Here is a 23,825-nt window from a genome sequence, read left to right as displayed (position 1 = left end):
TCTGCGTCATGTCAGTGTTGTCCTCAGTGTTGGGCAAGGTCGTTGGCCAGTATTTCCGGGGAAGGGGTCAGCCGACGTCGGGTGTCGATGGCGATCACCTGCCAGTCCACCCGGGTGTAGTCGTCGAACTTGCGGCGGGCGCGCTCGCGGGCCTTCTCCGGCGCGCCGTGGTGAACCCCTTGCGGGGCATGGGAGATCAGGCCCGGTGGCATCGGAATGCCGTAGAGCGAACCGCCGTGGAAGAACGCGATCTCGTCGTAGTCGACGTTGCGGTGATACCAGGGGGTGCGTTCGGTGCCGGGCACCCCTTCGGCGGGCTTGGGCAGGAAGTTCATCACGTAGACACCGGTCGCCTGCATGAACAGGTGCACGGTCGGCGGCAGGTGCATGCTGTCGGAGGTGACGACGTTGTAGTCGGCGATGTTGAAGGTGAACGCGAAGTTGTCGCCGCGCCAGCCTTCGACGTCCAGTGGATTGTGTTGGTAATGAAGGGTAGTGGGCCCACCCTCATGAATGAGGCGGACCAGGTACTCGTCGCGGCCGTCGTCGTCGATGGGTGCCGGGTCGGGGATGACCGCCTGGGACGGGTCGAAGGGGAAGTGCCGGCCCAGGGCGCCCGGTGGCGGGACGCGGAATTCGTCGGTGGCCTCGATCATCAGCAGAATCGTTTCGCTGGACGGGATTTGGCGCCAGGTGCAGGCTTTGGGGATGTACACCCAGTCACCCGGCTGGTAGGTCAATGGCCCGAATTCAGTTTCGAGCAGGCCGGTGCCCTGGTGCACGAAGCAGAGCAGGTCGCCGTCGACGTGCCGGGCGTAGAACGGCATTGCCTCGCTGCGCCGACTCAGCAGCACCCGGCAGTCGGCGTTGCTGAACATCAGCAGCGGGCCGCCGTTCGCATCGGTGGCGTCGTCCGGTTTGAGTTGATCGGCCAATACGTCGGTGGGGCGCAGCGGGCCGACCGCGCGGTAGGCGGTGGGGTCGTTGCGGCGGTACATGTTGGCAGTGCGGCCGATGAACCCGCCACGACCCAGTTCGTCGTCCTTGAGGCCGTCGAGGTCGGCATGAACCCGGCGCGGCGTTTTCCCTTTGCGCAGGTGGACGAAGGATTCCATGACAAGGCTCCCGAAGTCGTAGGCCAGAACTGAAAGTGACGTTACTTTTGTTTCTGGCGGAAGGCAAGCGCCGGCGGCGTCCCTTCGGAGTCAGCCTCGCGCAGCGGCGGATTGGCCTGGGCTCAGCGCACCACTGCGCGTATTAGGTGCCAGTCCGGGTCGCAGCGCCGCCTGCCCGGCCTCTTTGGCCAGCATGACCCCGACGATGCGTCGGGCGCGCAAAGCTGCCGCATCGGCCTGGAATTCGACGCCGCTGCGCCAGCGGTCGTACCCGGAATGACTGGCAGCCATCTCCAGGATCGCGGAGTCGCGTTCGGCGACGCCGGCCAGGAAGGACCGGAGTCCCGCGGTCACTTTGTCGTTATCGGCTCCGTAGTTGCGCGAACCCTGCATGAACACGTGGGTTGACGCCTCGGTCTCGGGGGTGATCGCATGCGTACGGGTGGTGATGTACAGGTCTCCGTCCGCGGTGGTGATCTCCCAGAACTGCCGATGCATTGCCGGGGACACGAAAGTGCCGCTCTCGCGGCGCTTGTAGCGCGGCTCGCGATCGAGTCCGGTGCCGTCGGCCTCCCAGTCGGTAAGTCGGGCTTCGGGCAGATGCCGGGTGTAGGACACCGTCGTTTCCGTGACCTCGACAGCGCTGAATGCCGGCATGGCCGCGATGTCTTCGGGGATGTCATGCCGATGCAGGATTGGGGCGTAACTGAAGTCGAGGTAGTGCTCGTGAACCATCATGTAGTTGGCGGTGATTCGCCAGGCATCGGCAAAGGTCGTCCAGGCCGGGTCGTTGATCCACGGTGTGCTCGGCGGTTGACTGCTGGCCGCCGCGGCGGCCGGTCCCAGCCAGATCCACACGAACGGTGGCCGTTCGAGAACCGGGAAAACCCCCACCCTCATCCCGGTGGGGACTTGAGTCTGGGACGGGATGTGCACACACCTGCCGTCGGTGTCATAGGTGCACCCGTGGTAACCGCAGATCAGTCGGTCGCCGTCAACGCGGCTGTGGGATAGCGGGAATGCCCGGTGCGCGCAACGGTTTACGAATGCGCTCACCTGGCCGCTGAACCCACGCCAGAGCACGACTTCTTGACCCAGCAACCGTCGGCCCAGCGGGGAATGCGTCACTTCGGCGCTGGTAGCCGCGACATACCAGCACTTCTTCGGGACATTGGTCTTGACGGCTCTCAAAGGTCCAGCACCAGCCTCTCGGTGCGCGAGCGCGACACGCAGCACAGCATCACTTCGCCGGCACTTCGCTCGGCGTCCGACAGTACTGAGTCGCGATGGTCGGGCGTTCCCTCCAACACCCTTGCCTCACAGGTGCCGCAGACACCTTCATAACAGCTGCCCAGAATCGGGATGCCCGCGTCTTCGAGCACTTCCAGGATCGACTGATCGGTCGTCACCTCGAAGCTGACGCCCGAGCGTTGGCACACCACCTCGAACTGCTCGTAGGTTGTCGCCTGATCCGACGGAGCCTTGGCGGCGAACCTTTCGATGTGCAGGATGCCCGGGGGCCAGTGCGCACTGTGTTGCTCCACGGCCGACAGCAACGCCTCGGGCCCGCAGCAGTAAACCAGCGTGTCGTCCTCAGGATCTTTGAAAAGTGTTTCCAGGTCCAGCAATCCACATTCGTCCTGGGGCCACACCGTGACACGGTCGGGATAGCGCTCGACCAGGTCGTCGGCGAAGGCCATCGAAGCTCGCGTGCGCCCGCCGTAGAGCAGTGTCCAATCGCCGCCGGAGCGTTGGACACTCTCGATCATCGCCATGATCGGGGTGATGCCGATTCCGCCGGCGATGAACCGGTAGTGCCCGGCGTCGACCAGCGGGAAGTGATTGCGCGGACCACGCACGCGCACGGAACTGCCTTCGCGGAGGTTGTCGTGCACGTAGCGCGATCCGCCCCGCGAGTGGGGATCGAGCAGCACCGCCACCCGCCACATGGCCGACTCGCGCGGATCGCCGCACAGCGAATACTGGCGCGTCATGCCGTCCAGCATCAAGTCGATATGTGCGCCCGGTTCCCAGCGCGGCAGATCGCCGTTGTCGGGATGGGCGAGGTCGAGTACGGCCACACCCTCGGCGGCAGGGCAGCGTCGCCGCACGATCAGATCGGTCGCGAATTCGTGGACGCTGGCGTTGTGCGTGGAAACCACTGCGGCGGACAAGGGTTCATTACTCCGATCCGGGTCACATCACCCGGCCGGGGGCGGCAGATAGACCGTCTTGAACACCTGGAAGGGGTGCAGCCCTTCCGGACCGAGTTCCCGACCGATGCCGCTCTGCTTGATCCCGCCGAACGGCGCGACCGGATCGTTGAGGTAGTGGTTGACGCCGACGGTGCCCGAGCGGACCCGGCGCGCAACCTTGACGGCGCGATCGGCATCAGCCGACCACACGGTTCCGCCGAGGCCGTAATCGCTGTCGTTGGCGATCGAAATCGCCTCGCGCTCATCGGTGTACGGGATCACCGACAGCACCGGCCCGAAGATCTCTTCGCGAGAGACGGTGGCATTGTTGTCCAGGTCGGCGAAGACGGTCGGTTCCAGGAACCAGCCACGGTCGAATCCTTTGGGCCGCGACCCGCCGGTGGTCATGCGTGCGCCTTCGCTCTGCCCTTTGGCGATGTAACCCTCCACGCGTTCGCGCTGCCGCGCGGACACCAGCGGACCGATCTTGGTCTCGGGGTCCAGTGGATCACCGATCTTGAGGGTCCGGACCAGATCGGTGATGGTGTCGACGATCTCGTTGTACCGGTTGCGCGGCGCCAGCACCCGGGTGCTGAGGTAGCAGACCTGTCCGTTGTTGAGCATGGTGGCCGCGAAGAACTGCTCGAGACAACCGGCCAGGTCGGCGTCGTCAAGGATGATGGCGGCGGACTTGCCGCCCAGTTCCAGGGTCACCGGCCGCAGCAGCCTGCCGCACGCCTCGGCGATCCAGCGGCCCGCAATGGTGGATCCGGTGAAGGACACCTTGTCGATTCCGGGGTGCTCGACCAGATACTCACCGATATCCCGGCCGCCGGGAACAATATTCAGGACGCCCTCGGGTAGGCCGGCGGCCGCGGCGGCCTCGGCCATGAGGAACGCGTCCAGCACTGTTTCCTCGGCGGGTTTCAGCACGACCGTGCATCCCGCTGCCAGGGCAGGGCCGAGCTTGAGGAACGAAATCCCCTGCGGCACATTCCAGGGCACGATCGCAGCCACTACGCCTACCGGCTGTCTGGAGACCAGTGTGGTGCCGCCCAGCATGCCGGGGCGTGTCTCCTCCACCGCCGCGCTGGTCATCAGGTCGCTGTAATAGCGCAGCAGCAGCGCGGGAAAACCTGCTTCGAACTGCTGGGCCATCCAGATCGGCATCCCGTTCTGCATCGACACCCGGCGCGCGGTTTCCTCACCGCGGGCTTCCAGTTCGGTTGCGAAGCGTTCCAGCACTTCGGCCCGCTCCTTGGGCTCCCACGTCGACCAACCGTCGGGGTCGTCGAAGGCCGACCGTGCGGACCCGACGGCGGCGTCGATGTCCACGCGGCTCGCGCGGGGGACCGAACCGATGCGGTCTTCATTCGCCGCACACCGCACTTCGATGCGATCGCTGCCGGTGGGTGCCGTCCAGTCGCCGCCGATGTAGAGCTGCGGATACTCGATGGTGGTCACGAATGTTCCAACCTCTCAGGAGATCTTGACCCGGGCGGGCAGATGCTTGAGACCGCCGACGAAGTTGGTCTGTGTCACGCTGCCGGGACCGAGCACCTCGATCGACTCCAGGCGGGGGAGCAGCTCCTCGAACATCACCTTCAGCTCCTGCTTGGCCAGGTGCTGGCCTACGCAGGTGTGTGCGCCGAAGCCGAAACTCAAGTGATTGTTGGGCCTTCTGTCGATATTGAACTCGTCGGGACTGTCGAAAACATCTTCGTCGCGGCAGCCGGACTGGAACAGCGGCATCACCCGGTCACCGGCTTTGATGAGCTGCCCGTGCAGGACGTGGTCTGTGACCGCGCGGCGCATGAAGTGCTTGACCGGAGCCACATACCGCAATCCCTCGTTGATGAGGTCAGGCACCAGGCTGAGGTCTGCCTTGACCCGGCTGAGCACCTCGGGGTGCAGGGCCAGTTGCTGCAGCGTACCGGCCAGGGTCGCCGACGTGGTGTCGTGGCCGGCGGTGAAGATCGCGGTATACCAGCCGTAGACAAAGGATTTGGGCCAGTACTCCCCGTCGGGCAGCTTGGCGCAGGCCACCACCGTCGCCAGGTCGTCACGCGGATTCGCCCGGCGGTCTTCGGCCAGCGCATCGAAGTATGTGAAGAAGTCCTGGATGGTGGCGGAGAACTGCTGGGCCATCGCCTCCGGCGACAGCGCCTCGACGTCCTCACGCTGGTGCTCAGGATCGGCGGTGCCGAAGAACTCCTGGGTCAGGGCCATCATCCGCGGCTCGTCCTCCGGGGGCACCCCGACCAGCGTCATGATCACGTGCAGTGGATATCCCAGCGCCCAGTCGTCGACCAGGTCGATCTGCCCGCCAGCCGAAACCTCTTTGAGCCGGTCGATGGATTCCTTGGCGAGCTCGCGAATCCGGTCTTCCATCTTCCGGACCGAGGGCGGCTTGAAGTAGCCGAACGCCATGTTCTTGGCATGGGTGTGCTCGGGCGGGTCGATGTAGGGAAGGGCGTCGAGGATGCGCAGGCTGCCACCGAGCAGCTGCTTGGTGAACTCGTCGCCGGCGATGTTCTGCAGGATCGGATTGTGGGTCCCGGGGTTATCCGTACCGCCGCCCGCGACGAAGACCTCCGACAGGCTCTCGACCTCTTGGATGTCAGCATGCTTGCTGACCAGCCAGATGGGGTTGTAGCCCTCGACCAGTGCCTTTGCGACCGGCATGTTGTTGCGTAGCCACTTGTACGCATCGTGTAGTGCGACGAGGTCCGCATGGCCCTCGGGCAGCACCAGTCGACGCGCGATCTCGTCGGGCAGGACGGCTGATTCGGTCTGTTCGGTGATGGTCATCTCAAAGGTGTCCTCTTCTTGCTGCCTGGTGTTTCTTGTCGCCGCTGGTCACGTGCCGATGATTCAAGTGTTGTGGGGACGCGTCCTTCATGCGTCACCATGACGGGGGGTCATCACTCCCGCATTGGGGGTAACCGTCACTCGCCGGGGCAGCCCTGGTCGATCCACGCCTCGATATCGGCAATCTCCTCAGGCGACATCGGGTCGAGGTAAGCGGGCATGCGCGGGGTCACCGCGCCGGCCGGCGGTTCGTCCAGGTCCGAGCCGAACGGGGCCGTGCCCTTGAGTGACAACACCAGGTTCGAATGAGCTCCGTCGCCGAGCGTGACCAACGGCCGCCCGCCCACCTTCATCGTGACGAACTGATCGCGTGTCACGTCCCGCCAGAACGGACCGTGCGACGCTACGTCGCAGTCCGGACCGCCGACTGACTTGTCGAGGAGGTCGACGACGTCCGAGAAGTTCATGGTGCTACCCCTTCCGTGGTAGTTGCAGTGCGACGCCAGGCTGTCTGCGTCAGGTGTGTCGGCCCATTGCGAGAACCTCGTCGAATCCCTCGCGCAGCGAGCTGGTGAAGGCGATCGGCTCGGTGACGGATTCCGGATCGAAGTTGACTGCGATGCAGCAGGTTTCCTGGTAGGTGACCATCGCGACCATCGCCGGAATTCCGGGCCGTGGACCCATCGGGTAGATGTGTGTGACTCGGGCGCCGGCCAGGTACAGGGGCCGGGTGATGACGCCCAGGTTCGAAGCCTGCAGGTCGGACAGGCCGGTCATGCCGCCGGCGATGCGGGTCAGCGCGATCTTCGGCAGCCGACTCAAGACGGGCGCGACGAGGTCGAGGAATCCGAGCGCGGGTTCGGCCCGGGCTTCGGCGATGAACCGGTGGATGGCCGCGATGCGCACCGCCGGGTCGGGCTCTCCGACGGGCGCGACGAATCGAGCGCCAGCGAACCTGTTGGCGCCCATCGGATCGTTGTCGGTGCGCAGGCTGACCGGGATCGCCACCGGTATGGAATCGACGGCAACGGAGAGCTTTTCGTGGTAGCGGCGAACCCCGCCAAGCAGTCCGGCCAGGAATGCATCGTTCACCGAGCCGCCGGCTGCGCGCCCGGCCGCCTTGAGTTCTGCCAGCGGGACGTCGAAGGTGTCCAGCCGGTATGACGAGCCGCCGCCGGTCAGTGCGGGGGAGTGGGCGGTATCGGGAGGGGTGAGCACGCGCTTGAACGACCGCGCGAATTTGATTGCGGCGGTAGCGGTCCCGACGGGGTCACCGACGAACCGGCCGGCCGCGCCAGTCGCCTCCCGGAGCAGCGCCGTGGGGGCATGGACGGCGGTGCTGGTCAGCCGATTCAGCAACAAACCCTCCGGCGATTCGGCAGGCCTCGGGTCGGGCACCGGGTGGTCGTCTCTGGGAGAGGGTTCGCGGCCACGGGAGTGGGCGAGGTCGAGCAACTGCAGCAACCCGATTCCGTCGCTGAGACTGTGGTGTGGCTTGAACAGGTAGGCGGCCCGGTCATCGGCGAGGCCGCAGACAAGCAGCGCCTCCCACGGCGGCCGCGTGGGATCGATTGGCCGGACAGCGAATTGGGCGGCCAGCTGGTGCAGCTCGGCCATCGAGCCGTCGCCAGCCAACTGGACCCGTTGCAGGTGGTAGGCGAGGTCGAAATGGGGATCCGGCGACCAGGCCGGAGCGACCAGCGGCAACACCGGGTCGACGATCCGCTCCCGCAACCGCGGGATGCGACGGGTGAGCCGGTCGTGGGCGGCCACCAGCCGATCCCAGTCCGGTTCGGTGTCGAGTAACTCGACCAGCACGCCGGTCGAGCGGGTGCGGGGATCGCCCTCGGTGCGCCACATCAGCGCTTCCCAGGCACTGAGATCCTGGCCCCCACCCCAGGCGGCGAACACCTCTGGACTGCTATCGGACATTGCTGCGCCCTTGCTGTTGCTCCGGGACCCGGTCCACCTGCCGGGTGAGGTCCAGGATCAGCTCGGCCACCCGAGCCGGGTCGTCAGACATCGGTACGTGCCCGACCCCGCGCAGCCGGATCAGCTCCGCACCGGGCAGGCGTTCCAGCATCGGCGCGCCGAAGTGTCTGTAGGGCAACACAAGATCGCGCTCCGCCCACACCAGTCGGACTGGATAGTCCCGATCGGCGGGCAGCGGCCGCACCGGGTCGAGATGGAGGGTCCGCAGCAGTGGGCTGACGATCGGCGCCTGGCTGCTGGCTTGCAGATACGTCACCAGCGTCTCCAGCGGTACCTGTCCCGGCTGAGCGACCTGGCCCGCGAGCATGGCCCAGCGCAGCAGCCGTCGCTGCACCAGCGTTTCGGCGCGCTCCGAATACCGGCCCAGCGCAACGAGTCCGAACCGGACGCAGTAGGCGGTCGCCCGCAGCCGGCGCGGTGATCGCCAGGCGCCGGCGGGGCTGAACAGCACCAGCGACAGTGCCCGTCCCCGGCGGGCCAGCTCGATACCGATCCAGCCGCCGAGTGAATTTCCCGCGATGTGCACCTTCGCCAGACCCAGGCGGTCGAGTTCCTGTTCGAGGTCGTCGACCAGCATCTGTACCGAAGGGACGGTCCCGGCGGTCAGGGAACGCCCACCCGCATGGCCGGCCAGCGTCGGCATGATCACGTCGTGGTGTGCTTCCAGATGGGGCAGCACCGGCGACCAGACGCGCCAGATCGCGCCGATCCCGTGTAGCAACAGCAGCGGAGTGCCGACTCCGGTGCGGTGACTCGGGGTCAGTTCCAGGCCGTAGACGGGGTCGCGGGGCCGACGCGACTCACGTCGGACCAGTGCCGCCGCCGCGCCGGCCGTCACCACCGCGGCGGCCACCGTCGCGGTTCTACGTCGCGGGCTTCTCGTCATCGCCAACGTGTTCAGGGCGTCAGCACGACCTTGAGGACCTCGCCGCGCAGCTGGGCTTCGACCGCTTCGTTGATCTGCGCCAAAGGCATTGTGGTGACCAGCTTGTCGAACGGAAAGCGGCCCTGACGGTGCAGGTCGAGCAGATACGGGATGAATGTCTGCGGGTCGGAATCGCCTTCGACGATGCCGCGGATGGTCAGACCCAGCAGCGGAGGCTGGAACAGGCCGACCGAGAAGACGGCCTGCGGGTCGGCGGGGACGCCGATCAAGCCCAGCGCGCCACGCATCCCCAGCGCCGCGAGCAGTTGTTCGACGACAGGTGTCACGGCAGTGGTGTCGATACCGTAATCGACTCCCGCAGGGGCGATTTCACGGATTTGTTCAGCCAGCGGACCCGCTTGCGGGTCGATGCTGTGGGTGGCCCCGAAGTCGGTGGCCAAAGACCTGCGGCTCTCGTGCAGGTCGACCGCGATGATCGAGACCGCGTCGCGCACGGCCGCAGCCATGACGGCCGACAGCCCGACCGCGCCGGCCCCGGCGACGACCACCGTCGAGCCCGGCTGGACGTCGAGGGAGTTGAAAACCGCGCCGGCGCCCGTCTGGATCCCGCAGCCCAGGGGTCCGACGAGTTCGATCGGTGCGTCCGCCGGCAGCTTGACGACGTTGCGCTGGTGCGCCAGTGCGTGGGAAGCCAGGGACGACTGTCCGAAGAAGTTCGCCGAGAGCGCTGCCCCGGCCGCGGACACTCCGGAGGATCCGTCCGGACGCCGCCCGCCGAAGTTGTATTCGAGGAAGTTGTGGCAGTAGGCCGGCTCGCCCTTCGCGCAATGGGCACAGTTGCTGCAACTGTTGAAACTCAGCGCAACCCGGTCACCGACGGCCACCGACGTGACGTCGCCGCCGACCGACACCACGGTGCCGCTGCCCTCGTGGCCCAGGATGCCGGGCAGCGGGAACGGCAGGTGGCCTTCTTTGACCGCGATATCGGTATGGCAGACGCCCACGCCCGCGATTTCGACGAGCACCTCGTCCGGCGCCGGGTCCTGCAGCTCGACCTCGGTGACGGTGAAGGGTGCACCTACCTCCTGCACCACCGCGGCTGAGATCTTCATCCGACCTGCCCCTCCGTTGTTGCTGTGGCGCCCTGCACGGCGCGGGTTGGTGAGACGGGCTCGGCATACCGCGGCATACCGAACCCGGTCTGGTGAGTGTGTCCGAACGGCGCGCTCGGTCGCGTCACCACATCGGGCAGTTTCCTACCCCGCATCAGGGGGATCTCGCCCGAAAATGCTTGGCCGGCGTTACTTCGGCAGCCCATAGTGGGCATCGTCGGAGCGAAGCAGCGCCGATGCGTCTCGCGCGGCGCTGTGCACGCAGGGATATGTGATGAGTCGTAAGACCCCGTCGGAGATGTCCGTCGACGAGCACATCGAACACATCAAGGACGGGCCGCGGGGACGTCGTGTGGCGGCGGTCTTCGATTTCGACGGCACCCTGATCCAGGGGTATTCCGCCAATGCGTTGTACGCGCACCGGGCTCGCAATCTCGAGCTCGGACCCGACGAGTTCGTCCGCACCGTGCGCACTGCGCTCGGTGAGCCGCTCAGCGAAGAATCGTTCAACGAGCTCTTGCTGCAGGGCATCCGGGGTTGGAGAGGTCGCACCGAGGACGATCTGATGGAGCTCGGCGAGCAGCTCTTCGCGCAGTCGATTGCCGGTTCGCTGTTCCATGAGGCGTGGCGGGTGGTGCGTGCCCATCAGAACCAGGGACACACCGTGGTCATCGCGACCTCGGCCACCCGGCTGCAGGTTCAGCCGATGGCTCGGGAGCTGGGTATCGACCATGTGGTGTGCACGGAGCTGGAAACCGAAGACGGTGTGCTCACCGGCGCCGTGGTGGGGCGCCCCCCGTGGGGGGAAGGCAAAGCCGCGGCGGTGCGGGAGTTCGCCCGCCAGCACCGAATCTCGTTGCAGAACTGTCACGCATATGCCAATGGCGCAGAGGAGATCCCGCTGCTGCAGGCCGTCGGATGTCCGCATCCGGTCAATCCAGCGCCCGAACTGGCGAACTACGCTGCCGAGCGCGGTTGGCCGGTGCTGCGATTCACCAACAAGCAGAACCAGTTTCATCCCATGGCGGTCGCCCGGACCACCGGGTTGGTCGGGGGCTTCGCCGCCGCCGTGAGCGCCGGTCTGGTCGCGGGACTGCTGACCTTCGACCGGCGCGGCGGGATGGACCTGGCGACGTCGTTGTTCGGTCGCGTCGCCGGTCACCTCAGCAACATCGACATCGAGATCATCGGCGAACAGCACACCGCACGACGGCCCGCCGTGTTTTTCATCAACCATCAGAGCACCCTCATTGACGCACTGGTGGTATCTCGGTTGATCCGGCGGGGATTCACCATCATCGCCAAGGACGAGGTGCGGCGGATACCGGTGCTGGGGCAGGTGCTCACGCTGGCCGACGTGGCGTTCGTCGACCGCTCCAACACGTCCAAAGCGATATCGGCCCTGCAGCCGGCGCTGGACAAGCTCCGGACCGGCGTGTCGATAGCCATGTCACCGGAGGGCACCCGGTCGCTGAGTCCGCGAATCGGGGACTTCAGGAAGGGTGGTTTCCATCTGGCCCGGGACGCCGGGGTGCCGATCGTACCTGTGGTGATCCGCAACACGGGTGAAATCATGTGGCGCAACGCCAAAGTGGCTCAGGAAGGCACCATCGAGGTGGTGGTGCACGAGCCTCTTCCAACGGCCGGCTGGACCCGACAGCATCTCGATGACTGGGTGCCGCGGATGCGCCAGCTCTACGTCGACACTCTCGACGACTGGCCCGGGACCGAAGCCGGCCTGCGCTGGTCTGCGGCCGTCGCCGCGGGTGTGCGGGCGAGTTCGCTGTGACCGGCCGGCTGGTCGCCCTACGCCCGCAACTGCGGGACGAGTTGGCTGCGGTGTTGGGCTCTGACGACTTTCGCACTGCGGCGGCACAATTGGCGACCAAACTGGGCCGTGGCGTATCCGATGTCACGGCGGAAGCCACCGAGTACATCCAGGAGATGGCGGCCTGGCACGAACGGCACGTGGTACGGGCCTGGGAGGCGTTGTCGGCCTGGATGGTGCGCGGTTTCGAGGTGGTCGTCGACGAGGACGATCTGGAGCGAATGCGGGTGCTCGACCGCGACCACGCGCTGATCTTCCTGATCTCGCATCGCTCGTATCTGGACCAGTTCTCCTTCCCGCCAAGCCTTGCCCGGCAGGGGATCTCGCCGACCTTCGGCCTCGCCGGCGCCAACCTCAACTTCTTCCCGCTGGGCACGCTGGCCCGGCGCAGTGGGTTCATCCCGGTGCGGCGGGCCACGGGCGACCTGCCGGTCTATCGCTTGGCACTGCGCGCGGTGGTCGCTCACCTGGTTGCCCGCGGACGCAACCTGGTCTGGTCGATCGAAGGCGGGCGCACGCGTACCGGCAAGCTGCGGCCGCCGCGCTACGGGCTGCTGCGTTATGTGGTCGACGCGGTCGCGGCGGCCCGGTCCGAGCAGACGCTGGCAGTGCCAGTCTCGATCATCTTCGACCAGTTGCCGCCACACGAGGTCAGACTGATGGCTGCCGAAGCACGCGGCCTGCCCAAGAGGCCGGAGAACGCGCGGTGGTTAATCAGTTACGCCCGCGGTCTGCGACATCAATTGGGGCGCATATACATCAACTTCGGCTCGCCGGTCCCGCTCTACGGGCGCATCGAGACGCTACGCAGTGAGGGCCTGGGTGATCGTCAGGTGGTCGAGCGGATCGCGCTGGACGTGTGCCACCGGCTGAATCTGGCAACTCCGGTGACCGCCACCGCGGCCGTCTGCGTGGCGATGCTGGGTGCCGACCGAGCGCTGACCCTCGACGAGGTGTGCGCAACGGTGGCGCCCCTGGCCGGCTATCTGCGGGCCCGCGGTTGGCCGGTCGCGGGCGGCGCCGACCTCACCGATCGCGCGACCGTGTCCCGAACGCTGCACGCGCTGGTCGGCTCGGCGGTGCTGACGTGCTACTCGGGCGGGCCGACCCCGGTCTGGGGTATCGGGGTGGACCAGCACCTGATCGTCGCGGTCTACCGCAACAGCGCGATTCACGTCCTGCTGATGCGGGCGATCGCCGAACTGGCCCTGCTGGCCATCGTGCGAGAACCGGAGTCGACCAAGCGCACCGGCTGGGAGCGGGCGCTGGCGGTGCGCGAGCTGCTCAAGTTCGAGTTCTTCTTCGCCGGCCGAGCCGAGTTCGCCGACGAGCTGTGGAACGAGTTCGCGATCATGACCGGGCGCAGTCATGACCGTGACGCGCCGCTGGATCGTGCCGAAGCACTTCGAAGCCTGGATGAAAGCGAGCTGCTGGTAGCACATCTCGTGCTGCGACCGTTCGTCGACGCCTACCGGGTGCTGGCCGAGGAGTTGATGCGGGCCGGCGGTGAGGTCGAGGAGCGTGAGCTCCTCAAACGTTGTCTGCGGCTGGGCCGGCAATGGGCGTTGCAGCGGCGCATCACCGAAGAGTCGGTGTCGGGGGAGATGTTCACCACCGCCTTCAAGTTGGCCAAGCACCGCGGCCTGATCACACCGGATGACCCCGAATCGGGGGCCCGTGGCCGCGCAGCGCTGGTCGCCGAACTCCATGACCTACAGGTGGCACTTGCCCAATTAGCCGAGCGGAGACGGGAGTTCACGGCAGTCTGTGGGAGCGGGGACAGTGGCTTCGCGCGCACGACGAGCTTTGGTAATATGGTATGACCAAATAGCTGGGTAGAGCTTTCAACGAGGAGAGGCGACCGATGCCCGAATTCACCGACATCACCTATCAGGTAGAGGATGGTCTGGCCTGGATCACCATCAACCGGCCAGAGCGGTACAACGCGTTTCGCGCGCGCACCCTCGACGAACTCATCCGGGCTTTCAAATTGGCCTGGGGGAGTCCGGAAGTCGGCGTGATCTGTTTGACCGGGGCCGGTGAGAAGGCATTCTGCACCGGTGGCGACCAGAAGCAACGCGCCGAAACCGGTGACTACGGTCCGTCGGAAACCGGCTTGTTCGAAGTGGACACGCTGCACCGGGTCATCCGCGACGTGCCCAAGCCCGTCATTGCGGCAGTCAACGGTTTCGCGATCGGTGGGGGCCACGTCCTCCATGTGTTGTGCGACTTGACGATCGCGGCGGACACCGCCCTTTTCGGCCAGAACGGCCCACGGGTCGGCTCATTCGACGCCGGCTTCGGGACCGGATATCTGGCCCGGGTGGTCGGCGAGAAGCGGGCGCGGGAGATCTGGTTCCTGTGCCGCCGGTATTCGGCGCAGCAGGCCGCCGAATGGGGGTTGGTCAACAAGGTGGTTCCCGCGGACCAACTCAAAGCCGAGGTGCGTGCCTGGGCCGACGAGATGCTGGTGCTCTCGCCGACCTCGCTGAAGGTGCTCAAGCAGTCGTTCAACACCGACACCGAACAGTTCGCCTCGGTCGGTCAGATGGCGTACTCGACGTTGAAGATGTTCGGTGAGACGCCCGAGGCGCAGGAGGGAATCACCGCTTTCAACGAGAAGCGCAGCCCCGAATTCGCCTCCTACCGAGGCAATTAGCGTCATGTCGGCCAGATTGTGCACCGAGGAGCAGCTCGGTTTCGCGCGCGCGATCGAGCGGTTTTGCGCCGACACCTGTGGCACGCCCGAACAGCGCGCCCAGCTGACCGACGGCGGACGACTGTCCAACAGTGCCACCGTTCTGCAGAAGTTCGCCGAACTCGGCTGGCTGGGCGTCTCCATTCCCGCGCAGTACGGTGGCGGCGGCGCGGGCATGGTCGAAGAGTGCATCTTCCTGGAGGAGACGGCCCGCGGCCAGGCGCCGATCCACGCCTATGGAACCGGCTTGACCGCGGCGCAGACCTATCTGCGCCATGGCAACGAGGACCAGAAGCGCGAGGTGGTCGGCAACTTGTGCGCGGGGCGTTTCGAAGCCATCGCGCTGTCCGAACCAGGTGCGGGGTCGGATCTGGCGGGTGTGCGGACGCGGGCGGTACGAGATGGGGACAGGTTCATCGTCAATGGCCAGAAAACGTGGATCACCGCGGCGCATCTGGCCGACCACCTGCTGGTGCTCACCCGTACCGACCCCGGCGCCGGCAAGCACCAGGGCCTGACGCTGCTGTATCTGCCCACGTCGACGCCGGGATTGGACATCAAAGCGATCCAGACCATGGACGGCCACACCGTCAACGACGTGTTCTTCACCGACGTCGCCATTCCGGTCGCCAACGTCGTCGGCGGGATCGGTGACGCCTGGCACCGGTTGATGCGTGGGCTGAACGTCGAACGCCTGATCATCGCCGCCATGTCGCTGGGTGCGGCCCGGCGGTCGCTGCAAGACACCATCAGCTACGTGCGCACCCGGGAACAGTTCGGCCGCACGATCGGCACCTTCCAGTCCGTTCGGCATCGGCTGGCGGATCTGGCTGCCGAGATCGACTGCTGCCGCGCCTTTGTCTATCAGGTGGCGGCCCAGATCGACGCGGGCCAGGAGGATCAGCTCGCCCGCGAGGGGTCGATAGCGAAACTCAAGTGCACCGAGGTCGCCAAGCGCGCGGCGCTGGAAGGCGTTCAGTTGATGGGTGGCAACGGTTACACCGTCGAGTTCGGCATGGAGGCGCAGGTACGCAAGGCGCTGGCGCCCCCGATCTATGGCGGAGCAAACGAGATTCAGCGCGAAATCATCGGCAAGAGTCTCGGGCTATGACCGGTATCTTCGATCCGACGGTGTTGGCCGGCAAGCGCATCCTGATCACCGGCGGGGGTACCGGACTGGGCCGCGGAGTGGCCGCGGCACTGGTCGCCCACGGCGCCGAGGTGCATCTGTGGGGGCGCCGCGAATCGGTCCTGGCGGAGGCCGCAGCCGCGATCGGCCAGCGCGGCTCCGTGCATTTCCAGCCCGTCAATGTCCGGGACTACGACCTGGTGGACGCGGCCGTGCAGCAGATCTGGGATAGGCACGGTCCGCTGACCGGAGTGCTGAACAACGCGGCGGCGAATTTCATCGCGCCGACGGCCACCCTGAGTCCGCGCGCGTTCGACGCGATCACCTCGACGGTGATGACCGGTTCGTTCAACACCACCGTGGCCGTCGGCAAGCGCTGGATCGCCGACGGCCTGCGCGGATCGGTGTTGTCCAATCTGACGACCTGGGTGTGGAGCGGCTCGGCGTTTGTGGTTCCCTCGGCGATGGCGAAAGCGGCCGTGCACGCGATGACGATGTCACTGGCGGTGGAGTGGGGCCGCTACGGAATTCGCCTCAATGCGCTCGCACCGGGACCCATCCCGACCGATTATGCATGGGAGATGCTCAACCCGACGGACGAGAGTTCGGTCGGCGCAACGCAACCCGATCAGATCCCGATGGGCCGTGCCGGGACGGTCGAGGAATTGGCCAACCTCACCATCTTCGCCTTCAGCGACGCATGTGACTACCTGACCGGCGAGACGATCGCAATGGACGGGGGCCAGCGACTCGCCGGCCCCAATACCTTCGCGGGCCTCACCTCCATGGGCGATGCCGACTGGGCTCGGGCCAGGGAACGCAGTCAGGCCGCTTCGGCTGTCGCGAAGTCCGCGCGCTCGGTGTAGGGCGCTTCGCCGTCGATCGCGGCAGGCGATGTCCGGGATAGAAGTATATGAGCTAACCTTATATTAGGCCTAACCTTTGAGCCTTTTCGCCCGAGCCGATCCCCCACGGAGCAGCGATGGACACAGACGACTCAGATGCAGCTGCGACGCGGTCTGCAATCTTGCTCAAGCCGGTCGATGTCCCCAAGGCTTCCGACGTGCTGGCACGTGAGTTGCGCGAACGGATCCTCAGCGGCGAATTGCAGGAGGGATTTGCTCTCCCCGCCGAGCGCGAGTTGGTCAAACAGACCCAGATGAGTCGTGCCACGGTGCGCGAGGCACTGCGCATCCTGGAGGTGCAGAACCTGGTCCGGGTGCGCACCGGCCGGTCCGGCGGCGCCATCGTGCAGCGGCCGACCACCAAGTCGATGGCGAGTTCGGTCAGCTTGCTGATCAGAGGTCAGCAGATCAAGCTTGCCGACCTGATGGAGACGCGGGAAGCGCTGGAGCCGTTCTGCGCCGAACTGGCCGCGCGCAAACGAACCGACGAGGACCTGGCCGTCCTGGACAAAGCCAACAGCGATATCGCCGACCCCGACGCCGATCTGTCGGCCTTCCTGCAAGCCAACCTGGACTGGCACGTCGGCGTCGCCAAAGCTGGTCACAACGAACTGCTGATCGGCTTCATGACGGCACTCTCCCAGGCGATTTACGCAGGCACCGAGAACGCGTCATTCGTCGACGACAACGTGCGGTCCGTCACGGTGCGGGCGCACAAGTCCATCACTACCGCCATCCGCAATGGCGATCCCGACGCTGCCAGCCGTCGCATGCGGCGCCACGTGCACAGCTACGCCAAGGCGGCGCTGGCCGTGGACGAGCGCAGCGCGATCACGGTAGCCGACTGAGCGCTTGGTCCGAAACCAGCAGCGGTGGTTCGGTTTTGGCGGCCACCTCGTCGATGCTGACGCCTGGCGCCGTTTCGATCACGCAGAGACCATCCGCGGTGACGTCGATAACGGCGAGATCGGTGAAGATGCGCTTGACGCAACTCCTGCCGGTCAGGGGTAACGTGCAGCGCTCGACGATCTTCGCGCTGCCGTCTTTGGCCGTGTGTTCCATCATCACGAAGACCTGCTCCACCCCGTGCACGAGGTCCATCGCCCCACCCATGCCCTTGATCATCTTGCCGGGGATCGTCCAATTCGCCAGGTCGCCGTTCACCGAGACCTGCATGGCGCCGAGCACCGCGATGTCGAGATGCCCGCCGCGGATGATCGCGAAGGACGACGACGACGCAAAGAACGCCGCGCCGGGCAGCGTGGTGACCGTCTCCTTTCCGGCGTTGATCAGGTCGGCGTCGACGTCTTCTGGTCGCGGATAGGGCCCGACACCGAGGATGCCGTTCTCGGAGTGCAGGACCACGTGAATGTCGGCGGGCAGGTGTCCGGGGATGAGGGTGGGCAGCCCGATACCCAGGTTGACGTATTGCCCGTCGCGAAACTCTGTGGCCACCCGCGCCGCGAGTTCGGCTCGGCTCCAATTCATCTGGCGTCCCTTCCGGCTACGTGCCATCCGGTCATGGACGCACCGTCTGCTTCTCGATCGGTTTGGCCGCGTGTGCGACGTGCACCACCCGGTCCACAAAGATGCCGGGGGTGTGCACCTGGTTGGGTTCGATCTCGCCCGGATCGACCAATTCCTCGACCTCGGCGATGGTGATTCGGCCCGCTGCGGCACAGTCCGGGTTGAAATTGGCCGCGGCGGCGTGGTACACGAGATTGCCGTGGCGGTCGCCCTTCCATGCGTGCACCAGCGCGAAATCGGTCTGGATGGCGTGCTCCAAAACATAGGTGCTGCCGTTGAATTCGCGGGTTTCCTTCGGCGGAGAGGCAACGGCCACAGTGCCGTCGGGGTGGTACCGCCAGGCCAGGCCGCCGTCGGCGACCTGGGTCCCGACTCCGGTGGGCGTGTAGAAGGCCGGGATTCCTGCCCCGCCGGCGCGCAGGCGTTCGGCCAGCGTGCCCTGAGGTGTCAGCTCGAGTTCGAGTTCCCCGGCCAGGTACTGGCGGGCGAACTCTTTGTTCTCCCCGACGTAGGAGTTGATCGTGCGCCGGATTCTCTTGTGCTGCAACAGCAACCCCAGGCCGACGCCGTCGATGCCCAGATTGTTGGAGACGGTGTGCAGTTCTGCCACGCCGCGTTCCACCAGCGCCGCGATGAGTTCGTGCGGAATGCCGCACAAGCCGAATCCCCCCACTGCCAACGAGGAGCCGTCGGCAATGTCTGCGACCGCCGCCGCCGTCGAGGCCACCACCTTGTCCATCCGCGTGTCCCTCCGTCGCAGGCTAGCTTCTGGGCATGCCGAGGATGCGTTCGGCGACGATGTTGCGCTGGATGAAGGTCGACCCACCGGCGATGGCGGTCCCTCGCGCCTGATAGGCCAGCCGCAACCACCGATGAGCGGAGTTGGTTGTCGGATGGTGCTTTTCGTCGAGTTCGTATTGTCCGCCCATCTCGTTGAGCTCAAGTCCGAAGTCGGCGATGTCTTCCACCAGCGGGCAGAAGTAGAGCTTGCCGATCGAGGTGACGGGGCCGGGCGGGCCGTCGCCGGCGGCGCCGCTGATAACACGCTGGCCAATGAGGTAGTGCACCAACGCTCGTCCGTACAGATCTGCGACACGTTGGCGGATGAGCGGATCCGCACCCTGCGGCGAGCCGTCATCGCTGACCCGGCAGGCGATTTCGGCAATCAGGTCGCTGACCGCCCCGGTGGTGTTGACCCGTCCGGTGGCGATGGCGACGCGTTCGAAGGCAAGCGTGCCCATGGCCACCTGCCAGCCACCGTCGACTTCCCCGACGACGCAGTCGTCCGGTACGAACACGTTGTCGAGAAAGACCTCGTTGAATTCGGACTCGCCAAGCATGTGCGCCAGCGGCCGGACCGTGATGCCGGGGCTGGCCATGTCGAGCAAGAAGTAGGTGATGCCACGATGGCGGGGGCCGCCGCCAGTGCGGGCGAGCAGGATCGCGTGGGCGGCGAGTTGGGCCCGACTGGTCCAGATCTTCTGCCCGTTGATCTGCCAGCCGCCGGGCATCCTGGTTGCGGTCGTGCGGAGCGAGGCCAGATCCGAACCCGCTTCCGGTTCGGAGAACAACTGACACCAGATCTCCTCGCCGGCAAGAATTTTAGGCAGATAGCGTTCCTGCTGGGCGGGGGTGCCGAACTGGATGATCGTCGGACCCGCGAAGTCCTCGCCGATGATGTTGAGGCGCTCGGGAGCCCCGGCGCGGTCGAGTTCCTCGTTGAACACTGCGCGCAGTTTCACGTCGGCACCCGCGCCGCCGTACTGCTTCGGCCAGGAAAGCCCTGCCAGGCCCGCCTCGTGCAGCCGGCGCTGCCAGCCGCGCCAGTAGTCGAGCTTGTCTTCCAACCGGGCGGGTTCGGGCCCGCCGAGATCGGGGACTGTTGCGGCCAGCCACCGGCGGGCCCGGTTGCGGAACTCGGCCTCGGCGGGACTGTCTTTGAGTTCCATCAGGCGGTCCCCGACACGGCGCGGTCCGGCGTGGTTTCGGCCTGGATGCGCTGTTCGATGTCTCTACGCAATTCGTGCTTGAGGACCTTGCCGGTCGCCGTCATCGGCAGGGCGTTGATCACGACGACGCGTTCCGGGGTCTTCTGAATCGGCAGGCCCCGGGCGAGCAGGAACTCCCGCAGATCGGTAACGGTGGGCGTGGTCCGTTCCGGCGCGCTCACCAGGTAGCAACACACCTTCTCGCCGAGTCGTTCATCGGGCATCCCCACCACGGCCGCCGCCACCAGCGAAGGGTGATGGGCGAGATGGTCTTCCACTTCGCGGGCGCTGATGTTCATTCCACCGCGGATGATGATGTCCTTGGTCCGCCCGGTCACCCGCACGTATCCGTCCGACGTCATCGTGCCCAGGTCGCCGGACTTGGAAAAGCCGTCGGCGGTGAACAGCGCCGCGGTTTCTTCGGGTTGGGCCAGATACTCGATCATGTGGGCCGGCCCCCGGTAGGCGATGTCGCCCTCGACACCCGGCGGCACCTCCCGGTTGTCCGGGCCGACGATGCGCACCTGTGCTCCGGGCACCGCACTACCGTCTGAGGACAAGACTTTCTCGACCCCATCGGTGAGCGAACACGTTGTGGTGACCAGGTTTTCGCTGCGGCCGTACAGGCTGAGCACTCTGACCTCCGGCAGCATCCCCGCGGTTCGCTCCACGAGTGCCGCGGCAACGGGGGCGCCCGCACACGTCCACATGCGGAGCGAGGACAGGTCGTGCCGGTCTGCGTCGTACTCGGACAACAAGGTGTGCAGGAACGTCGGTGCGGTGACCGCCGCCGTGCAACCGAAGCGTTGAATTTCTTCGATGCCCCGCACCGGGTCCCACTTGGCCATGAGGTGGGTTGCCGCCCCGGTCAGCAGCGGCAAGAACACGCTGGTCACCAGTCCCGTCGTGTGCGCCACCGGGGATGGGCCGAACTGGACATCGTCGCGCGTGTAACCGAACGGCTCGATGAGAGCACGGGAACCGGCGCAGTAGGTGTTGAAGGTATGGACGCATCCCTTGGAGCGTGATGTCGTGCCGGACGTGTAGACGATGACGAACGGGTGGTCAGCGCTGGGCGGGTCACCCAGTTCGGCCTGCGCATCGGCTGCGGTGGTTTCGGCTTGTAACTGATCGAGAGTGAACACGTCGGCTGCGTCGCTGTGGCCGCCGCTTTGCTGGGGTCTGACCACGTTGATCATCAAGTCCGGGTGATCCTGCCGCAGTTCGCGATACATGTTCAGGTAGTCGAAGTTGCCGAAACTCTCCGCAGTGAAAACGGCCCGCACTCCGGCGTTGGACAGCACGTAGCTGACGTCTTTGCGCCGATAGATGGGCATGATCGGCACCATGATGACGCTCAACCGCGAGAGGGCGGTGAGGATCTGGATGAATTCCACCCAGTTGGGCACCTGCACCGCGACGCGGTCGCCGGCACGCAGGCCGCGCCGGTGCAGTCCGACGGCCAGTTGTTGACCGGCGTCGAACATTTCGCGGAATGTCAGGGACCGAGTTCCGTCGGTCGCGAACACCTTGTCGGGTGTCTCCTCGACCCGGCGGGTCAGCAGGTCATGCAGGGTGTCGGTGGTCCAGTGGCCGGCGCGGTAGAACTCGTCGACTTCTCGTGGGCTGTAGCGGACGGTGTATGGATTCGGTTTCATCGCACACATCTCTCAGTCGAACCTAATCGTCTCGAACATTACAATGGTCAGGCCAAAAAGGTCAACGGATCGTGGTCAGGCGTTCTGCCAGTGCGGAGAACGCTTTTCCTTGAACGCGGCGACCCCTTCGCCGAGATCGTGGGTGGTGAAAGCCAGCCCGAGTTGGGCCTGGAGGTAGTCGAGTGCCTGCTCCAGAGGAAGGTCGCGGGTCACCGCCAGGGCCCGCTTCCCCATGCTCAGCAACAGCGGGGATTTGGCGGCCAGTCCGGCGACCCAGGCCCGGACCGTGTCGTCGAAGTCCGCGTCGGGAACGACTTTGTTCACCAATCCCGCTGCCGCCGCTTCGGTGGCCGTGATGAGCCGGCCGGTCATCATCAGTTCGTTGGCGACCAGCCGTCCGGTGGCGCGGAAGATCAATGCCGAGATCATGAAAGGAAATGCGCCGACGTTGATCTCGGGGCAGCCGAGGCGGGCCGAGTCCTTCGCGATGATGAGGTCACAGGCCAGGGCGACGCCGAGGGCGCCGGCAAGCACGTCGCCGCCGGCCGCGCAGATCACCGGCTTTCCGATACCGGTCAGGGTGCGAAACAGGGCCGGAAAGCGTTCCAGGCCGTGGTACTTCTCAATGGGCGCACGAGAATCGGCGAAGGCATCGAGGTTGCCGCCCGAGGAGAACACCCGCGGATGTGACGACTCCACCACGATCACCCGCACCTCCGGCGCCTCCCCGGCCAGGCCAAGTAACGCGGTCAACTGGTCGAGCAGGTTGTCCGACAACGTATTTCGTCGTGAGGGATCATTGAGCGTCAGGTAGGCGGCAAAACCTCCGGGCGCCGCCTCCTCGAGTCGGTAGCTGACCAGCTCCGGTGCGTGGTTCACTGCGGTCCTCCTATTCGTGCGTGAGCACGCATTTGCCGAAGGTGCGTCCGCACTCCAGATACTCGTGCGCTGCGGCGGCCTGGTCGAGGGCGAAGACGCGGTCCACCACGGGCGGCCGCACCTGGTACTGGTCCATGACTTCGAGCAGTCCGGCGAAGTCGCGCAGGCTGCCCATCGTGGTTCCGAGCAGATCGAACTGACCGAAGTAGAACCCGCGGATATCAAGGTGCGCGGTCTGCTCGGCGTTGGCACCCAGGACCACCAGGCGACCCCCCGGACGCAGTGCGGTGATGGACTCGCTCCAGCGCCCGACGGGGTCCAGGATCAGGTCGAAGCCACCGCCGCCCGGCGAGAGCGCACGTGCGTGCTCGGGCCAGGCCGGGTCGTGGTGCAGCACGCCAGCGCGGGCGCCGCAGGCCACGGCCCGCTCGATGGTGTCGGCCGAGGACGACGTCACCGTGACGGTGGCTCCGACGGCTGCCGCGAGTGCGACGGCCATCGTGGCGATTCCGCCACCCGCACCGATCACCAGCATCGACTCCCCGCCGCGTAGCCGACCGCGGGAGAACAGCGCGCGGAAGGTGGTCACTCCCACCAGCGGCAGCGCGGCGGCTTCTACCCAGCTCAGTCGGGGGGGCTTGGCCGCCACGCACTCCAGCGGGACCGACACCGTCTCGGCGTAGGTGCCGGGGGTGTGATCGCCCAGGATCTCGAAATCGGGCCCCGGCGCCTCCGCCCGGTCGCCCCAGTGCAGTGACGGCACTACGACGACGTGCTCACCGGTGTCGGTGCGCACACCGGCTCCGTCGGCGCCGATGACGTGGGGCAGGGGGGAGGAATAACGACCTTGGCGAACCAGCACGTCGTGCCAGTTCAGCGCGCTGGCGCGGAGCGCAACCGGCACCCAGCCGGGGCGGGGCGGCGGGTTGGGGAACTCGCCGGGTTGTAGCACTCGGGCGTCGCCGTACTCGGACATGATCACTGCATGCAAGAGCACCTCCTTTGGCCTGACCATTAGACCATTGAGGCGCAGGCTTGGCAATGTGACCCAGGCCGCCGATCGCAGTCATTGTGTGCTTGCTAACACCTGGGCTATAGTTTG

General features: G+C 66.1%; 21 protein-coding genes. 6 read left to right on the top strand and 15 right to left on the bottom strand.

The features are described 5' to 3' along the window. Positions 1-23 precede the first annotated feature (23 nt). From AC5Y3Z_RS02805 to AC5Y3Z_RS02765, 9 genes are all read right to left on the bottom strand, one after another. Positions 24-1,115: a homogentisate 1,2-dioxygenase gene (locus AC5Y3Z_RS02805; RefSeq protein WP_473139186.1), complete on the bottom strand. Its 1,092-nt coding sequence runs from the start codon at positions 1,113-1,115 to the stop codon at positions 24-26. Positions 1,116-1,205: 90 nt separating this feature from the next. Further along, on the bottom strand, positions 1,206-2,306 hold the full coding sequence (locus AC5Y3Z_RS02800) for a Rieske 2Fe-2S domain-containing protein (protein WP_473139185.1): 1,101 nt from the start codon (positions 2,304-2,306) through the stop codon (positions 1,206-1,208). After that, on the bottom strand, positions 2,303-3,289 hold the full coding sequence (locus AC5Y3Z_RS02795) for a PDR/VanB family oxidoreductase (RefSeq protein ID WP_473139184.1): 987 nt from the start codon (positions 3,287-3,289) through the stop codon (positions 2,303-2,305). Before AC5Y3Z_RS02795 ends, AC5Y3Z_RS02800 begins: the two co-directional genes overlap by 4 nt. A gap of 27 nt (positions 3,290-3,316) precedes the next feature. Further along, positions 3,317-4,774: an aldehyde dehydrogenase gene (locus AC5Y3Z_RS02790; protein ID WP_473139183.1), complete on the bottom strand. Its 1,458-nt coding sequence runs from the start codon at positions 4,772-4,774 to the stop codon at positions 3,317-3,319. A 15-nt stretch (positions 4,775-4,789) separates the two neighbouring features. Beyond that, on the bottom strand, positions 4,790-6,121 hold the full coding sequence (locus tag AC5Y3Z_RS02785; RefSeq protein ID WP_473139182.1) for a cytochrome P450: 1,332 nt from the start codon (positions 6,119-6,121) through the stop codon (positions 4,790-4,792). A 137-nt stretch (positions 6,122-6,258) separates the two neighbouring features. Continuing rightward, positions 6,259-6,588, bottom strand: a complete 330-nt coding sequence (locus AC5Y3Z_RS02780) for a hypothetical protein (RefSeq protein ID WP_463827571.1) — start codon at positions 6,586-6,588, stop codon at positions 6,259-6,261. A gap of 49 nt (positions 6,589-6,637) precedes the next feature. Further along, a complete protein-coding gene (locus AC5Y3Z_RS02775; RefSeq protein WP_473139181.1) occupies positions 6,638-8,053 on the bottom strand; it encodes a wax ester/triacylglycerol synthase domain-containing protein in 1,416 nt (471 codons plus the stop codon). Then, the gene (locus tag AC5Y3Z_RS02770) at positions 8,043-8,966 is read right to left on the bottom strand and encodes an alpha/beta fold hydrolase (protein ID WP_473139180.1); all 924 of its coding nucleotides are present in this window, start codon (positions 8,964-8,966) and stop codon (positions 8,043-8,045) included. The genes AC5Y3Z_RS02775 and AC5Y3Z_RS02770 overlap by 11 nt, the downstream gene beginning before the upstream one ends. Positions 8,967-9,010: 44 nt before the next feature. Next, positions 9,011-10,111 (bottom strand): NAD(P)-dependent alcohol dehydrogenase, encoded by a 1,101-nt coding sequence (locus AC5Y3Z_RS02765; RefSeq protein WP_473139179.1) that lies wholly within the window; start codon positions 10,109-10,111, stop codon positions 9,011-9,013. Positions 10,112-10,385: 274 nt separating this feature from the next. Between AC5Y3Z_RS02765 and AC5Y3Z_RS02760 the strand changes: the two genes are divergently transcribed. From AC5Y3Z_RS02760 to AC5Y3Z_RS02735, 6 genes are all read left to right on the top strand, one after another. Then, complete coding sequence (locus AC5Y3Z_RS02760; RefSeq protein WP_473139178.1) at positions 10,386-11,900, top strand: HAD-IB family hydrolase; 1,515 nt, start codon at positions 10,386-10,388, stop codon at positions 11,898-11,900. Further along, positions 11,897-13,762, top strand: a complete 1,866-nt coding sequence (locus tag AC5Y3Z_RS02755; RefSeq protein ID WP_473139177.1) for a 1-acyl-sn-glycerol-3-phosphate acyltransferase — start codon at positions 11,897-11,899, stop codon at positions 13,760-13,762. Before AC5Y3Z_RS02760 ends, AC5Y3Z_RS02755 begins: the two co-directional genes overlap by 4 nt. Before the next feature lie 41 nt (positions 13,763-13,803). Continuing rightward, positions 13,804-14,598, top strand: coding sequence for an enoyl-CoA hydratase-related protein (locus AC5Y3Z_RS02750; RefSeq protein ID WP_463827577.1), 795 nt, complete (start codon positions 13,804-13,806; stop codon positions 14,596-14,598). 4 nt (positions 14,599-14,602) lie between these two features. Continuing rightward, on the top strand, positions 14,603-15,748 hold the full coding sequence (locus AC5Y3Z_RS02745; RefSeq protein ID WP_473139176.1) for an acyl-CoA dehydrogenase family protein: 1,146 nt from the start codon (positions 14,603-14,605) through the stop codon (positions 15,746-15,748). Next, positions 15,745-16,632, top strand: a complete 888-nt coding sequence (locus tag AC5Y3Z_RS02740; protein ID WP_463827579.1) for an SDR family oxidoreductase — start codon at positions 15,745-15,747, stop codon at positions 16,630-16,632. Before AC5Y3Z_RS02745 ends, AC5Y3Z_RS02740 begins: the two co-directional genes overlap by 4 nt. 116 nt (positions 16,633-16,748) lie before the next feature. After that, positions 16,749-17,519, top strand: a complete 771-nt coding sequence (locus tag AC5Y3Z_RS02735) for a FadR/GntR family transcriptional regulator (protein WP_473139175.1) — start codon at positions 16,749-16,751, stop codon at positions 17,517-17,519. Here the strand turns inward: AC5Y3Z_RS02735 and AC5Y3Z_RS02730 are convergent. The 6 genes from AC5Y3Z_RS02730 to AC5Y3Z_RS02705 all read right to left on the bottom strand — a co-directional run bounded on the left by AC5Y3Z_RS02730 (position 17,503) and on the right by AC5Y3Z_RS02705 (position 23,714). Then, positions 17,503-18,159 (bottom strand): 3-oxoacid CoA-transferase subunit B, encoded by a 657-nt coding sequence (locus AC5Y3Z_RS02730; RefSeq protein ID WP_473139174.1) that lies wholly within the window; start codon positions 18,157-18,159, stop codon positions 17,503-17,505. The genes AC5Y3Z_RS02735 and AC5Y3Z_RS02730 overlap by 17 nt on opposite strands. A gap of 31 nt (positions 18,160-18,190) precedes the next feature. Continuing rightward, positions 18,191-18,937: a CoA transferase subunit A gene (locus AC5Y3Z_RS02725; protein ID WP_473139173.1), complete on the bottom strand. Its 747-nt coding sequence runs from the start codon at positions 18,935-18,937 to the stop codon at positions 18,191-18,193. Between the two features lie 22 nt (positions 18,938-18,959). Further along, complete coding sequence (locus tag AC5Y3Z_RS02720; RefSeq protein WP_473139172.1) at positions 18,960-20,147, bottom strand: acyl-CoA dehydrogenase family protein; 1,188 nt, start codon at positions 20,145-20,147, stop codon at positions 18,960-18,962. After that, on the bottom strand, positions 20,147-21,844 hold the full coding sequence (locus AC5Y3Z_RS02715) for a class I adenylate-forming enzyme family protein (RefSeq protein ID WP_473139171.1): 1,698 nt from the start codon (positions 21,842-21,844) through the stop codon (positions 20,147-20,149). The genes AC5Y3Z_RS02720 and AC5Y3Z_RS02715 overlap by 1 nt, the downstream gene beginning before the upstream one ends. Before the next feature lie 75 nt (positions 21,845-21,919). Continuing rightward, a complete protein-coding gene (locus AC5Y3Z_RS02710; protein WP_473139281.1) occupies positions 21,920-22,705 on the bottom strand; it encodes an enoyl-CoA hydratase/isomerase family protein in 786 nt (261 codons plus the stop codon). A gap of 28 nt (positions 22,706-22,733) precedes the next feature. Further along, entirely contained in the window at positions 22,734-23,714 is a 981-nt protein-coding gene (locus AC5Y3Z_RS02705) for a zinc-binding dehydrogenase (RefSeq protein ID WP_473139170.1), read from the bottom strand. Positions 23,715-23,825: the final 111 nt, after the last annotated feature.

The sequence above is a fragment of the Mycobacterium sp. NGS61 genome, assembly GCF_059812325.1.
This window is presented reverse-complemented; position numbering and strand designations above follow the sequence as displayed.